General features: G+C 42.5%; 14 protein-coding genes. All 14 read left to right on the top strand.

Features of this window, described 5'->3' with window-relative positions; all coding sequences use genetic code 11:
* Nucleotides 1-634: helix-turn-helix domain-containing protein (locus tag AB5642_RS10820; RefSeq protein ID WP_368371596.1), on the top strand; the 634-nt coding region annotated here is incomplete at its 5' end.
* Nucleotides 635-662: 28 nt separating this feature from the next.
* Nucleotides 663-2,375 carry a sensor histidine kinase gene (locus tag AB5642_RS10815; RefSeq protein WP_368371595.1) on the top strand — a complete coding sequence of 571 codons (1,713 nt, stop codon included), beginning with the start codon at nucleotides 663-665 and terminating at the stop codon, nucleotides 2,373-2,375.
* A gap of 225 nt (nucleotides 2,376-2,600) precedes the next feature.
* Nucleotides 2,601-4,127 (top strand): sugar ABC transporter ATP-binding protein, encoded by a 1,527-nt coding sequence (locus tag AB5642_RS10810; RefSeq protein ID WP_368371594.1) that lies wholly within the window; start codon nucleotides 2,601-2,603, stop codon nucleotides 4,125-4,127.
* A gap of 12 nt (nucleotides 4,128-4,139) precedes the next feature.
* Nucleotides 4,140-5,093 (top strand): ABC transporter permease, encoded by a 954-nt coding sequence (locus AB5642_RS10805; RefSeq protein WP_368371593.1) that lies wholly within the window; start codon nucleotides 4,140-4,142, stop codon nucleotides 5,091-5,093.
* A 75-nt stretch (nucleotides 5,094-5,168) separates the two neighbouring features.
* Complete coding sequence (locus tag AB5642_RS10800) at nucleotides 5,169-6,305, top strand: substrate-binding domain-containing protein (protein WP_173772252.1); 1,137 nt, start codon at nucleotides 5,169-5,171, stop codon at nucleotides 6,303-6,305.
* 42 nt (nucleotides 6,306-6,347) lie between these two features.
* The gene (locus AB5642_RS10795; protein WP_173772254.1) at nucleotides 6,348-7,316 is read left to right on the top strand and encodes an ABC transporter permease; all 969 of its coding nucleotides are present in this window, start codon (nucleotides 6,348-6,350) and stop codon (nucleotides 7,314-7,316) included.
* A 24-nt stretch (nucleotides 7,317-7,340) separates the two neighbouring features.
* Nucleotides 7,341-8,396, top strand: a complete 1,056-nt coding sequence (locus AB5642_RS10790; RefSeq protein ID WP_173772256.1) for a nucleoside hydrolase — start codon at nucleotides 7,341-7,343, stop codon at nucleotides 8,394-8,396.
* 263 nt (nucleotides 8,397-8,659) lie between these two features.
* On the top strand, nucleotides 8,660-9,550 hold the full coding sequence (locus AB5642_RS10785; protein ID WP_173716074.1) for a ribokinase: 891 nt from the start codon (nucleotides 8,660-8,662) through the stop codon (nucleotides 9,548-9,550).
* Nucleotides 9,551-9,979: 429 nt separating this feature from the next.
* Complete coding sequence (locus AB5642_RS10780; protein ID WP_368371592.1) at nucleotides 9,980-10,963, top strand: D-ribose ABC transporter substrate-binding protein; 984 nt, start codon at nucleotides 9,980-9,982, stop codon at nucleotides 10,961-10,963.
* A 173-nt stretch (nucleotides 10,964-11,136) separates the two neighbouring features.
* Nucleotides 11,137-11,724: a DUF2291 family protein gene (locus AB5642_RS10775; RefSeq protein ID WP_173716075.1), complete on the top strand. Its 588-nt coding sequence runs from the start codon at nucleotides 11,137-11,139 to the stop codon at nucleotides 11,722-11,724.
* Between the two features lie 14 nt (nucleotides 11,725-11,738).
* Nucleotides 11,739-13,277: a sugar ABC transporter ATP-binding protein gene (locus AB5642_RS10770; protein WP_302672974.1), complete on the top strand. Its 1,539-nt coding sequence runs from the start codon at nucleotides 11,739-11,741 to the stop codon at nucleotides 13,275-13,277.
* 19 nt (nucleotides 13,278-13,296) lie between these two features.
* A complete protein-coding gene (locus AB5642_RS10765; protein ID WP_118582012.1) occupies nucleotides 13,297-14,343 on the top strand; it encodes an ABC transporter permease in 1,047 nt (348 codons plus the stop codon).
* A gap of 103 nt (nucleotides 14,344-14,446) precedes the next feature.
* Complete coding sequence (rbsD, locus tag AB5642_RS10760) at nucleotides 14,447-14,848, top strand: D-ribose pyranase (RefSeq protein WP_173716076.1); 402 nt, start codon at nucleotides 14,447-14,449, stop codon at nucleotides 14,846-14,848.
* A gap of 105 nt (nucleotides 14,849-14,953) precedes the next feature.
* Nucleotides 14,954-15,735, top strand: a 782-nt coding sequence (locus AB5642_RS10755; protein WP_368371591.1) for a LacI family DNA-binding transcriptional regulator, incomplete at its 3' end; no start/stop codon positions are given.

The raw sequence follows: 15,735 nt of genomic DNA, 5'->3' as shown, positions 1-15,735 counted from the left end.
GAATAAGAGATTTTCCATGGAGAATATGCTGAAAGAATCAGATTCACAGACACGTACTCAGATGCTCTATGAAATTCTGAATACTGCAAAAACAGATTGCGCAGAGCAATTTATAACTACTGTCCAGTCTGGTTACACGGCATTGAAACATGCTTATGATAAAATCGAAGCTGGAAAAGAAGTTCCACGGATAGCTTCCTGCTGGAAAGACTGGCTGGACGCAGAAAAAATTGTTGCCTGGCTGGAAGCGCAGGTAAATCACTACCATGAGTATCTGACTAGAGAAGTAAACGGCTATTCCCGGGTAATCTCTGATGCAGTGGAATATATTTGCAGGTCTTTCCGAAATCCGGATTTGTCTCTCAATGATGTGGCTGCCTATGTACATTTAAGCCCTGGGTACCTAAGCAGTGAATTTAAAAAAGAAACCGGTGTCACTCTGAAAAGCTACCTGACAGATGTAAGAATTGAAGCAGCAAAGAGAATGATGGATGATGGAAACTATAAAATATATGAGATCTGTTCTGCGGTAGGATACAATTCCAGCCAGTATTTCAGTCAAGCCTTTTATAAAAAGACTGGAATGTTCCCAACAGAATATTCCAAAAAAGGGGGAAGAAAAAACGAGGAATAAATGTAAAACATCTTTCAGAAAACGCTTGATGGTGAGTATACTTACTGGAGGGCTGATTTCTTTTATTATAGCGATTGGAATTTCCTTTGGCTTTTTCTTTCCGGTATTTAAGGAAAACGAGGTGCAGATTTCCGAGAATACAACAGCTTCTTTGCTGCAACACGTGGAAAATACACTGTCTCTAGTGGAAAATTATATGGAAAATGTTGCGGCAACGGTAGAACAGAATAATGATATTCAAACTTATTTAAGTAATCCGGACACGAAAAATAAGACCAGAGCATCGGTGAGGCTAAACAATCTCACCAGTTATATGGGGATGATCCGTGGAATTGCTATTGCCGGTCAAAATGCGCCTATCATTGATTCCATGACAAATATTGCTCAGGAAGATATGGAGGTATTGAATTCAGAAAATTTTTCTAATATGACGGGCAATGGCTTTGGACGTTCTTATTCTTCAGTGTACCAGGCCTCGGTTGGTTCAAACTCCTATTGTACAGTGGCATATGCCCGAAATTATTATCTGAATAATCAGTGGTGTACTATCGTTATGTTTGTAAATTTGAATAACACCCTGAAGGATATGCGTGGTCTGGCAGGAAACAGTCTTGATGCATGGTATCTGGTCGACAGTACCGGAAACATCTTTTATGAGTATGGATTGGAAGACGACATTGCAGACGCCAGGAAGGCGGCTGAGCAGAACGATGATCAAAAGAATGACAGTAAAAATAAACGGAAAGCTTTAACTGGCGATATTGTTTTTCATAACAAATCTGCCACTTGTGGTTACGAGGTAGTTTCCATTGTGAACCAAGAATCTATCTGGATGGTGCTTTTTCCATATATTGCAGGACTTTTCGGAACACTTGCCATTTTCCTCATCCTGGTATTGTTTATGAATTATAGAAATATAAATACTTTGATAAAACCTGTTTTGGTTTTGTCCCAGCATATGCTTATGGCTGCTAAAGGAAATCTGGACTGTAAAGTGGAGTCCGACAGGGAAGATGAGATTGGCCAGCTGGAGTTCTCTTTTAATAAAATGATCGATGACCTGAAACACAGCATAGAAGTAATCGGGGAAAAAGAGGCAAAAGAGCAGCAGATCCGGTTTAGCCTTCTGGTGAGCCAGATCGACCCTCATTTTATTTACAATACCATTAACAGCATCAATTATCTTGCCAGAAAACGGCGTTGCGAAGATATTGTAAAGGTAAATTCCGCGCTGATTGCGATCCTGAAAGACCGTCTGCGCGTAAATGATATCCAGATTACAGATACTATTGCAAATGAGATGAAAATTGTGAACCAGTATATTGTTATTGAGAAATTTATGTATGACGGAAATCTGAAAGTAGAATGGGATATTGCACCAGAATTGATGGAAGAGCAGATTCCAAAGAATATGATCCAGCCACTGGTGGAGAATTCTTTATTCCACGGTCTGATCGATGAGGAAAGTGGTGAATTCTGTGGAAAAATCGTAATCAGTGTTTGCAGAAACGAAAATGGAAATCTTACCTTGTCGGTGGAAGACAATGGTGGTGGAATGGATGCAGAAAGGCTGGATGAGATCAGTAGTATACGCTTTAATCCAGAAGATCGAGGCAAGAAAATCGGATTGTCTAATATCCGTGGAAGATTGTATTATCTGTATGGAAATACAAACTGCATGAAAATCGAAAGCGAAATGACTAAAGGAACCAAAATTACCATTGAATTTGGCGAAGACTAGAGCCTTTTTCAAACAGGCTCTAGAGTACATTAAAAAACGAAAAAGTGCTGTTATGTGTGGTGGTAAGAAACTGCATATAACAGCATTTTTTGTGCAATAAAATAAGATGATATGAAAAAATATATTAAAAAAGACGGAAAATCTAACAAAATATGAAAAAAATCATCTTTATTGCACAAAAACCACGGACTATAATAATGTCAGAAATCAAGGAAACACAAAGAAATGCAGGATATGCGGGGTGAAGACATGGCTGAGCAGGAAAAATATTTGTTCCGGGCAGAGAAGATATGCAAATCATTTGGAACAGTACATGCATTGAAAGAGTTTGACATTACCATAAAGGCTGGAGAAATCAGAGGTCTGGTTGGTGAGAACGGATCTGGAAAATCAACTTTTTCATCAATTGTAGCCGGAATTCAGAAACATGACAGTGGAAAAATGTACCTGGACGGAGAACCATATGAACCAACCGGAACTGTGGATGCAATCAATCATGGAGTCAGCATGGTAGTTCAGGAACAGGGAACCATTTCCAAAATATCAGTAGCTGCAAATATCTTTTTTGGAAAAGAAGAGAAGTTTGCAAAAGGCGGTGTGCTTAATGTAAAAGAAATGAACCGGGAAGCTGCCAAAGCGCTTCATAGCATTTACGTAGATAATATTAAGCCGGAAATGATGATTGATCAGCTTTCCTTTGAAGACCGAAAGCTGGTAGAACTGGCAAGAGCATTATATACATCTCCCAAAATCTGGATCATTGATGAGACAACAACTGCATTGTCCGTTGCAGGACGTGAGCTGCTTTATAAATTGATGAAAGAAAAAAAGGATGAGGGAAAAGCTATTTTATTTATTTCCCATGACATTGAAGAAATCATGGATAAATGTGATTCCCTTACTGTATTGCGAGATGGCTTGTTTATAGCAAATTTGCAGAAAGAAGAATTTAATGCAGATAAGATCAGACAGTTGCTTATCGGAAGAGAGTTGTCAGGACATTATTACAGAGAGGATACAGGCGTAGAAGTAAGTAAACAGGTTGTACTGGAAGCCAGAAATGTAATTGCCGGATCTCTGGAAAATCTGAACATCCAGCTGCACAAAGGAGAAATCCTTGGAGTTGGAGGCCTAAGCGACTGTGGTATGCACGATGTGGGAAAAGTTCTGTTCGGACTTTTGAAGCCGGAGACAGGAGAGGTTTTAAAAGATCAGAAGGAACCTGTAAAAAGTGCTTCCTGGGCAGTAAAACATGGAATCGGCTATGTTTCCAAAAACCGAGACCAGGAATCCTTAATGCTGATCAGCAGCATTAAAGATAATATATGTCTTCCGTCTTTAAAAGATCTCACACCTTTTGGTCCGATTTCTGAGAAAAAACAGAAACAGCTGGCAGAGAAGTGGTCAGAGAGAATGGAAGTGAAAGCAGATTCTGTAAAAGTATTCTGCAACACCTTAAGCGGTGGAAATAAACAAAAAGTAGTTCTGGCGAAATGGCTGGGAAAAGGTTCAGATATCATGATTCTTGACTGTCCGACCAGAGGAATTGATGTAGGAACAAAAGCTGCAATTTATCAGCTGATTATGCAGATGAAGGAAGAAGGAAAATCGATTCTGCTGATTTCTGAGGAACTGCAGGAGCTGATCGGTATGTCAGATCGAATTGTTCTTCTAAGAGACGGAGCTGTTTCAGGAGAATTCCTTCGCAATGAAGGCCTGACAGAAGCGAAGTTAATACAGAAAATGATTTAAGGGGTGAGCAGGATGGAAAACAGCAAAGCGTCAGAGACTCCAAAAACAAACATAAAAGAATTGTTGGTAAACAATTTCGCATTCCTGGGTCTTATACTGGTTCTTGTATTATTTGAGATACTGACAGGTGGAAAGCTTCTGGGACAGCGAAACCTGATGAATATTTTTAACAACTTTTTCAGTATTGCCTTATGTTCTATGATGTACACATTCGTTATGGCACTTGGTGAGCTGGATCTTTCCGTAGGAGCTATCGTGGGATTTGCCGCAGCAATGGGAGCTTTTTCCGCAGCCATCAGTCCGGCGCTGATTTTGCCGGTGGCCCTCCTTACAGGAACTGGAATTGGCCTGTTAAGCGGTTTTGCTACTGCTTATCTGAGAGTGGAATCCTTCATTGGAACATTGGCAGTATCCTTTATTTTCAGAGGACTGACCACTTATTTCCTCAATGGTTCTGTAGGAATCCCGATCTCCATGAGAGTGTTCGATAAGGACTGGGTAAAAATCCTTACAATGATAATTGTTCTGGTAATATCAGGAACTCTGTTTCAGAAATGTGCATTTGGAAAAAACTGCCGGGCAGTTGGATCTTCCAGGGAAGCTGCAAGACAATCCGGAGTCGATGTAGAAAGAACAAGAATGATTTCCTTTATGCTGGTTGGCCTGATCTGCGGACTGGTTGGATTTTTCACACTGGTAAGAGCTTGCACAGCTTCATCAAAAACAGGAAACGCATTTGAGTTTGATGTACTTCTCGCCGTATTGTTCGGTGGAATGCCTCTTTCCGGCGGCTGGAATGTAAAGTTCCGTGCAGCGATCATCGGAAGTGTGGCAATGGCATTGCTAAAGAGTGGAATGTCTCTTGTGGGAATTGACGGACTGACACAGCAGGTGGTACAGGGAATTCTTCTTGTGGTAGTAGTAGCGATTTCCTTTGACCGAAGAAGTGCAGCGGTGATCAAATAAGCAGATCATGAATTTGGAACTATGAGCATTTGCTCAAAAAATAAAAACTATATAATTTTCAAGGAGGAAAGAAACATGAAATTAAGAAGATTTATGGCAATCGGGATGACAGTAGCACTGACCGCAACGATGTTCTCTGGCGTGAGCGTATATGCAGAGAGCTCAGATCCGGAACCGTTCAAAATCGGTTTTCCATGGGATACTGCTAATACAGATCCAACCTGGATCTCCATTTACAACAACGTAAAAGCAGCTGTAGAGTCTGCGGGAGGCGAACTGGTAAACGTAGTAACTGACAACTCCGCAGATGGACTGATCGACAATATCAGTGAACTGATCAGCCGTGATGTTGATGGTATTCTTTTCATGCCGGCTTCCGATTCCATGCTTCCTGCAGTTGATGCAATGTGCGCAGATGCTGGTGTTTACTGGGGTACAATGTTCCGTACCATTAGTGATGACGACATTCGTGAAGCTATGTATGATTCAGAATGGTTCGCAGGAGGCTGCAACGAAGATGATGAGACCTGCGCTTCCAACATTGTAAAATCAATGGCAGACATGGGTGTAACTGATTTAGGTGTTATCAATATTGCAAAAGGTGATACTTCCTCTGACCTTCGTGACAAAGGTGCTGCTGAGGGCGCAGAAGAAGCAGGTGTAAACATTCTGAACACAACTTATGACATTACTGTAACAACAGATATGACCAAGACTGTTGAAAGCTATATTGCAGCATATCCGGAAATGAATGGTATCCTGGTACTTGGAACATATTGCGGCGGTGCAATTCCTACAATCGAAAAAGCCCTTGCAGACCATGATAAAGCTGGCGATATCAAAGTCGGACGTATTGACTTTGAGACAACTCTTGGCGATTACCTGAAAGAGGGTACTTTCCACGTATCTTACGGCGGACAGCAGCAGATCGACCCGCTTGTATCTGCAGTTATCCTTGTAAACAAAGTTATTGGTACTCCAATTGTTGAAGATGGACCTACAAACATTATTACCCCTTACCTGGAACTTACAACAGCAGAAGAGGCTGAGCAGTTCAACGAATACTTCCTGGGCGACGAGCCGGTTTACACAGCAGATGAAATTAAAGAGAAAATGATTAAATTCTACAATCCTGATATTGATATGGACTACATGAATGATTTGATTTCTACCTTCTCTATTGCTGATGTAGTTGAGCGTCACAGCAAATAAGCAGTTGTAAACGCAATTGCAAAATAAGGAGATGAAACTTATATGAAACGATTTTTGATAAATACACTGAAAGTAATCATGCTGCCTGTAATCGTTTATCTGATCTTCTTGGTTATTTGCTTTGAAAGGTTCAGTAACTGGAATTGTATTTACACAATTTTTATTCAGACGATCATACCTACCATCACAGCATATGCCATTGCTTATGGTAATATCTGCGGAGTATTCGATTTCACCATAGGCTCACGTCTGGTCATCAGCGGTGTTATCGGCGGTCTTCTTGCAGCCCAGTATGGGTTTGCAGGAATGATCCTTGGAGCAATTATCAGTGCTATCGTTGTTGGTGTTATTACAGGTGTCCTGAACTGGTGGTTAAAGATTCCGTCACTTGTATTGACAATGGGTCTGGCAATGGTATTTGAGATTGTTGGTTCAAAACTTGCAGGACATTACGGATTTGTACAAATTGATAATAAATATGCAATTTTTGGTTCTTCTCCGAATATTGTTATTATCTTCCTGTTATCAGCTGTTTTGTTTTACTTCATTTTTAACCATACTGTATTCAGCTTCCATATGAGAGCTGTAGGAAGTAATGAAGTCGTTGCGAAGAACTCCGGTATCAAAACAGATCTGGTAAAATGCAAATCATTTGTATATGGAAGTGTATTTATCGGAATCGCTGCAATCCTTACACTGAGTCAGTCCGGCTCTGTAGGAGCACAGACAAGTCTTGGAAGTGTAACGATTATGTTTAAGCCTTTGATCAGCGTTCTGCTGGCACTGGTATTACAGCGGATTTGTGACCTGACAGTTGGAATATTTATTGCACAGTTTACATTAAACATTATTTTCATCGGTCTGATCGCAGTAGGACTTCCGGATACATTCCAGAATGTTGTACTTGGATTTTTCCTTCTGGTTGTAATGATTTTGTTTGAAAACTCAGGAAGAATAGAAGAATTTAAGGAAAAAAGAGCAGCCAGACAAAAGGCTATAAGTGTTTCATAAATGCTTGGAAAGGAGTTGCAAAAAATGAAATATCCAGTTATAACACCAGAGGAGCGCAGACAGCGTCTGGAACCGCCCCGAAAAAAAATCCACGCTGTCATTGATTCAGATACATATAATGAGGTAGATGACCAGTTCGCAATTTCATATGCAATGCTTTCACCGGAAAAAATACAGATGGAAGCCATCTACGCCGCACCTTTTTCATCAGATTTCTTTGCACGCTTAATGCAGACTGACGGTGTAGCAATTCCAATGACCGGAGATCTTAAGGAAGGTCTTGAATTAAGCTACCAGGAAATCCTGAAGCTGCTGGGACTTCTTGGAAGAGATGATTTCAAAGAGCGAGTATTCCGGGGCTCTGAGAGATACATGACTGTGAAAGACCAGCCTGTAGACAGTGATGCTGCCAGAGATTTGGTAAAAAGAGTTCGTGAATGTGAAGATGTGCTTTATGTAATTGCTATTGGCGAGATTACCAACGTTGCTTCCGCTATTTTGATGGATCCCGAAATTATCAAAAAAATGGTTGTTATATGGTTGTCCGGACAGCCGTTATACTGGCCGCATGCAATTGAGTTCAACCTTGGACAGGATGTGCTGGCTTCCCAGGTAATTCTGGACAGCGGCGTTCCGCTGGTACTGGTACCGTGTATGTCCGTTGCTTCTTATCTTTCTGTTACCGGTCCGGAACTGGAATATCACATTAAAAATAAGAGTGAAGTGGGAACTTATCTTTGCGAGACAGTTACAAGCCAGATGTCCCAGGAGATGGCGCAGAACTGGCTGGATCTTTTCCATCAGACATATTGCGCGGGTCTGGATGATTATGGCGATGAGGGCGCTCCGAAAACAGATTCCATGCTTTCACCTTCCAGAATTATCTGGGATATTTCTACAGTAGGATATGCGGTTAATCCAAACTGGTGCCCTTCCACACTGGTTCCAACTCCGAGACTGACCCAGAATCTGAAATGGGAGTTGGATGATACCAGACATGAGATGAGACTTGTACGATTCATTTATCGTGATGCACTTTTGGGCGATATGTTCAGCAAGCTTCAGAAGGCTCCGAAATAAAAAGTAAGTAAAGAAGCGGCTTGTTCGTGAAAGCGGATTGAGCCGCTCTTTTTGAACAGCGAAGCTGGCTGTAATAGTTGCTGAACAGGGCATGGATAATAAGGGGCAAAATTTAGTTGACGCGGTGAAAGTTCTACAACATAATAGGAATATAAAATACTGTCAGTTCTGACGGATCAGAATCGGACAGGAAAAATATATTTTACATATTTGGGTTCGCTGAGATCACAGCAAAGCGAACATAACAAAAAGGAGGTTTTTACATGAAAGTACTAAATTACGGTTCATTAAACGTAGACTACGTGTATTCCGTAGATCACATCATTGTAGGCGGTGAAACCCAGCATTCTTCCAAGCTGGAAGTTTTCAGCGGAGGAAAAGGACTGAACCAGTCTATTGCACTGGCGAAGGCTGGGGTGCCGGTTTATCATGCAGGAATCGTGGGAACAGATGGAGATATTCTGTTAGAGGCTTGTAAGGAAGCTGGTGTAAACACCAAATATATCCGCAGACTTCCGGTAAAGGGTGGTCATACCATGATCCAGGTGGACAAAAATGCCCAGAACTGCATCATTTTATACGGTGGAACCAACCAGATGCAGACAAAGGAATTTGTAGATGAAGTTCTTGCTGATTTTGGAGAAGGAGACTATCTGATGCTGCAGAATGAGATCAATATGCTGGACTACATTATTGACCAGGCTTATGAGAAAAAGATGAAGATAGTTATGAATCCGTCACCTTTTGATGACAAGCTGAGTACCTGTGATCTCAGTAAGGTTTATCTGTTTCTCGTAAACGAAATTGAAGGTGAGCAGATCACTGGCTGCAAGGATAAAGATCAGATTCTGGATGCTATGGCTGCCAGATTCCCGAATGCACGTTTCGTGCTTACACTTGGAAGTGACGGCGCTGTTTATTACGATGGAAAAGAAAAAGTTTTCCAGGACATTTTCAAGGTAAAAGCCGTGGATACCACAGCGGCTGGTGATACATTTACAGGATATTTCATTGCTGCAGTTATCGAGGGCAGATCCATCCAGGAGGCGCTGAGAATGGCTGCAAAGGCCTCCTCCATTGCTGTTTCAAGACCAGGCGCTACACCGTCCATTCCGAGAGCGGATGAAGTGAAGAAAGAGCTGGGAATGTTGTAGATTTCAAATTGCATAAGCGTGTATCTGTGTGAGGCAGTCACCAAAGTCCATGTTTGCATGAGACCTTGGTGATTGCCTTATTTTTTGCAGAGAACAGGTCTTATTCACCAGAGCTGTTGCCTAGCTCTGGATAGTCTTGGCAGCCGTCTCCATAACGTGCAAAATTTATATTATGTTTTACATACTGTTTATAAATGTTTATATAAACATTTACATAAATGCACGAATGGATAGTTGGAAACACATGAATTTTATAGTAAAAGCTTACTAAAATCACAACGAAAACCTTGTGCATTCATACAAAATAACACATAAAACTAAAAAAATTATTGAAATATTTATACAAACGTTTATAATCAAATTATCAACAGTTCGGAGAGAAAACCGAACAAAAACAGATCTTAATTATATTTCAAGGAGGACGTATTTATGAAAGCAAGAAAAGCAATGGCATTGGCTATGACAGCAGCGATGGTTGGAGGTTTAATGACAGTTCCGGTAATGGCTGAAGAGAATGCAGAATTACTTCCAGGCGGCGGAAGCAAGATCATTTACTGTATCACACCTTCCACATCTAACCCATTCTTCAACACAGAGCAGGTAATTGCGAAAGAAAAAGCTGAAGAACTTGGATACGAAGTAAAATGTGCTTCCCACGATGACGACGCTGCTACACAGCTTGAGCTTTTCGAAGCAGCTATCAACGATGGCGCAGCAGCAATCATTTGCGATAACGCTGGAGCAGATGCTTCCATCGAAGCAGTTCAGAAAGCATATGATGCAGGAATCCCTACTTTCCTTATTGACCGTGAAATTAACAAGTCAGGACTTGCAGTAGCACAGATCGTTGCAGATAACGCACAGGGTGCAGCAGCAATCGCAGAAGTATGGGTTGAGGCTATGAACTACGAAGGCAAATACGCAGAGCTCCTTGGACTTGAATCCGATACAAACTGCCAGGTTCGTTCTGATAACTACCATTCTGTAATTGATGAGTATGAGGATCTTGAGATGGTAGCTCAGCAGTCCGCTAACTGGGATCAGACAGAAGCTTATGAGAAGACAGAAGCAATCCTTCAGTCCAATCCAGAGATCACCGGTATTATCTGCGGTAATGACACAATGGCATGTGGTGCTGTTCAGGCTTGCCTGGATGCAGGACGTGACGACATTAAGATCATCGGTCTTGACGGATCTGACGAAGCAAACGCTTACATCAAATCTGGTGACATGGTTGGTACCGCTCTTCAGCAGATCGCTCTGATCACTGAGATGGCAGTTGAGCAGGCAGACGCTTACCTTAACGGTACAGCTCCGGAAGAAGAGAAACAGCTTGTTCCTTGTGTAGCAATCACAGCTGACAACACAGATTGCCTGAACGCATTTGTTTACACAGAACCAGAAGCTAAATAATCTGGCTGCCAGGAAACAGATTTTTATAAAAAATGAACGAGTGTTTGAAAAATTATTCGCACAATCTGCATGCCCCGCTTTATGGTATATTTTGCAGAAAGTTTTTTTAAACACGCTTTGGAAGGCGGTGCGCCAGCGCCGCCTTTTATAATAGAAAGCAGGGAGAGATGATTATGAAAAGCAGAAGAATTTTGGCAGTTCTGGCCGCATGTACAGCAGTAACCTTTACCGGCTGTGGTGTTGTAACTGTAGTACCCATTGGCGAAGAAGCTTCTTATACAGGAAAACAGGAATTTGATTCCGCAGCAGAGTCCCAGGGTGACTGGGGAGCCGTTGTAGCGGACATTTCCGACAAGGCACAGGATCTTTCTGAATTATTAAATGGCGATGGCATTACAGAAACAACTGCAGTAAAAGGCACAGGAAAAATCAAAGAATACAATACAGACACCCCGAAACATTATCTGATAGTAGAACTGGATGGATATACCGGAACTACAGAGGTTCAGGTCCGGACAGATGGACCGAACTCCAGTACCGCCATCCGTGACCTTCAGTCTCTGAAGAATTTTGAAAGCTTTACCAACCAGACAGAATGGTCAAGCTATGGAAAAGAACTGAACAAGCAGGCGCTTGCACAGGTAATTGACCCACTTGGAATCGACGAAAATGTAGTTGGCAAGACTGTTACATTTACAGGCGGCGCGGAAGCCGGTACAGATGCAGTATCTGTTACAGCAGTTGAGCTGACGATTGAATAAAAGGAGGAAGCATTATGTTTGATGATCCGAATGTTGTTCTCCATTGTGAAAAAATTGATAAGATTTATCCCGGAACCAAAGCTCTGGATCAGGTTTCCTTCGATCTTCTGAAAGGAAAGGTAAACGTTCTGATCGGTGAGAATGGTGCTGGAAAATCCACCCTGATGAAGATGATCGCCGGAATCGAGCAGCCTTCAGCAGGCAAGATGTACATGGATGGCCAGGAGGTTTACTTCAAGGATACCAATGCAGCCCGTGCAAAAGGTATTGGAATCATCCACCAGGAGCTTTCTCTTTTCCCGAATATGACAGTTTACCAGAATATTTTTATGGGACATGAGAAAAAGAAAGGCTTTTTCCTGGATGACAAAGCCCATTCAGAGGGTGCGAAAAAAATCCTGCAGCGTCTGGAACATGAAATTCCACCGGAAACCATGGTTGGAGATCTTCGTGTAGGACAGCAGCAGATGGTGGAAATCGCACGAAACCTGAACCAGGATGACTTACGTGTCCTGATCATGGATGAGCCTACGTCCTCTCTTTCTGCCGCAGAGGTTAAGGTACTTTTCAAGATTATGAGAGAGCTTCTGGAAGCCGGAATTTCCATCGTATATATTTCCCATCGTCTGGAAGAAATCATGGAGATTGGCGATCACGTTACCATTCTTCGTGATGGAAAATACGTTGCAGATGCTGATGTAAAGGACATTGAGCTCAGCTGGATCGTAGAGAATATGGTTGGAAAGAACACCCAGTATCACCGTTTTGAGAGAAGCATTGACCTTTCCAAACAGCCGAAGGTGCTGGAAATTAAGAATATGTGCCTTCCGAAAAAAGGCGGCGGCTGGACTCTTGACCACGTAAGCCTGGATCTGAAAAAGGGCGAGGTCCTTGGTGTTTACGGACTTCTGGGAGCTGGACGAAGCGAGCTGTTTGAGTGCCTGATGGGACTTCATCCGGAACACACCGGTGATGTACTCTATGAGGGCAAAAAGTTAAATATCAAAGATGTTGCCGCCCAGATCAAAAACGGTTTTGCTCTTGTACCTGAGGATCGTCAGAGCCAGGGTCTGATCCAGACTCTTGATATCGGCAAGAATACCGCTATTTCTTCTATGAAAGATTATGTAAAAGGTCTGTTCCTTGACGAGAAAGCAGAGAATGCGGCAGTTGACGAGCAGATCAAGGATATCCATATTAAAGTGGCGGACAAGAGACTTCCAATCCTGTCACTGTCCGGTGGAAACCAGCAGAAGGTTGTAATCGGCAAAGGACTTTTGACCAAGCCGAAGATCTTACTTCTGGATGAGCCTTCCCGTGGTATTGATATCGGTGCGAAGACTGAGGTCTTTGAGATCATTCACGACCTTGCGGAAAAAGGACTTTCCATTATCGTTATCTCATCTGAGCTGAAAGAGATCATGGCAATCGCAGACAGGATCGTTGTATTGTCAAATGGCAAAAAGACCGGCGAGTTGACCGGAGATGAGATCACAGAAGACACACTTGTACGTACATCTTATGCCGGACTTGGAACCGGAAGAAATGCGTAAGCCGGGGAGGAGCAGAACAATGAATAACAAAAAATCAAATAATAATCAGTTGTTAATGACACTGTTAAAAGGACGTACCTTTATTGTACTGGTACTCCTGGTCATCTTTTTTACCATTGTAAAAGGAACCACATTCCTGTCAGCATCTACACTGACCATGGTTGCCAAGCACGTAGCCCTGTATGGAATCCTTGCACTTGGTATGACCTTCGTAATCATTACCGGCGGTATTGACCTTTCCGTTGGTTCTGTAGTCGGACTTGTTGGTATGCTTGCCGGTGGTATGATCCAGGAAGGTATTACACTGAAATTTGCAGGTGTAACCCTTTACTTCAGCGTTCCGGTAATCATTATTACCATGCTGGTTGTTGGATGCATCATCGGTGCAGTCAACGGCCTTATTGTAACAAAATTAGGTGTAGCACCATTTATCGCTACCCTTGGTACCATGTATATCTGCCGTGGTTTTGCAAACCTTCGTTCCAACGGTGCAACATTCTCCGACATCAAAGGTTATGACGGACTTGGCAACACAGGCTTCAAAATCCTTGGAAGCAATATTGCCGGCATTCCTACCGGTGTTTACATTTTCGCAGTGCTTGCAATTATTTCCGTTATCATCCTGAAGAAGCTTCCATTTGGATGGTATGTACTTGCAGTCGGCGGTAACGAGAAATCTGCCCGTCTTTCCGGTATCAAAGCAGACAAGATCAAAATTATCGTTTACATGATCTCCGGCTTCTGTGCAGCTTGGGTTGGTATGATCAACACCGCACAGCTTTCCGCAGCACATCCTGCATCTGGTGATGGCTGGGAAATGAACGCCATCGCAGCTACCGTACTTGGTGGTACTTCCATGAGCGGTGGTTCCGGAACCATTATCGGAACTGTAGTCGGTGCATTTGTTATCGGTGTTATCAATGATGGTATGACAATGTGTGGTGTATCCGAGTTCTGGCAGAAGGTTATCCGTGGTCTGGTTATCATCCTTGCAGTCGTAATCGACCAGACACAGAGAAATCTTCAGGCGAAGATGGCACTTCAGGCAAGAAACGAGAACAAATAATTAAGTAACCAACAAAACCTTTCTTAATATTAAAATAATTTGAAAAGTTGAAAAAAATCTGAAAAAGATTTATAGTAATAATCAGAGATGCAGGAGGAATAGCATGAAAAAATCAGGGATTTTAAATGCCCAGCTGATCCGTTGTATCGCAGAGCTGGGACATAAAGATCTGTTTATGATCGGTGATGCAGGAATGCCCATTCCAAAGGGCGTGGAGATTGTAGACCTGGTTGTATGCGGAGGGGTTCCCACCTTTAAACAGGTGATGGATGCAGTGCTGGCGGAGACAGAAGTGGAAGCCTACACCATTGCAAATGAGATTGAGGAAAAAAATCCGGAGCTTCTTGCATATATTCAGCAGAGCCTTCCTGAGGCAGAGGAGAGCAGAATTGACCATGTAGATCTGAAAAAGATGTCTGCACAGTGCAAATTCGCAATCCGTACAGGTGAGTTTACACCTTATCCGAACATAATTTTAAGAGCGGGAGTTGCGTTCCCAGCATAAAATGATCAGAGAAGACGCTGCGAATAACAGGTGATAGCTTGTTTTTTGCAGCGTCTTTTTTTCGCAGATGTATGGCATTATTTTACCGACAGAGGAGGAACTAAAATGAAAGTGAGTGTGAGAAAAATCAGTGAGATCACAGGATTTTCTCCGGCAACTGTTTCAAATGCACTAAACTACAAAAAAGGCGTGAATGCTGAGACATCTGCGAAGATTTTTAAAGTGGCGCAGGATCTTGGGTATTTTGAGGAAAATCATATCCGCAAAATAAAATTTGTCATGTTTAAGCGGGATGGTGCTGTGGTTGAGGATTCTCCCTTTTTTATCCAGCTGATTTCCGGGGTGGAACAGGAATGCCGCGCCTGTGGAATGGAAATGCAGATGTGCAATCTGGACAAAAGAGATCCTGGATATCAGGAACAGGCGAAGTGGATCATGAATGACAAGGCGTCGGCCGTGATTCTGCTGGGAACAGAGATGGTGGATGCGGACATTGACCTGATCCGCGGAATGACCTGTCCGTTTATTGTGATTGATTACTGGAAAGAGGATATGAGCTTCGATGCCATGCTGATCAATAATGCAGATTCTGCGCGTATGGCTACAGAGTATCTCATTGCCAATGGGCATAAAGAGATTGGTTATCTGCGGGGAGATTTCAGAATCAAACCTTTCCGGTCCCGTTTTGCAGGATATCAGACAGCGCTGCAAAAGGCGGGATTTCCCCTGAATAAGGACTATATTTTTACAATGGCAACTACCATCGACGGTGCTTACGAGAATATGAAACGGTATTTATCTGAGAAGGTGAAGCTGCCTACAGCTTTCTTCGCAGACAACGATATGATCGCGCTGGGGGCTATGAAAGCTATGGCAGAGTTTGGAAT

It is taken from the genome of Ruminococcus sp. 1001136sp1_2201st1_G3_2201SCRN_220225 (assembly GCF_040924365.1).
In the GTDB taxonomy this organism is placed as follows: Bacteria; Bacillota; Clostridia; order Lachnospirales; family Lachnospiraceae; genus Blautia_A; species Blautia_A faecis.
Note: the sequence above shows the minus strand (reverse complement) of the source record. Positions and strands in the feature narration are given on the sequence as shown.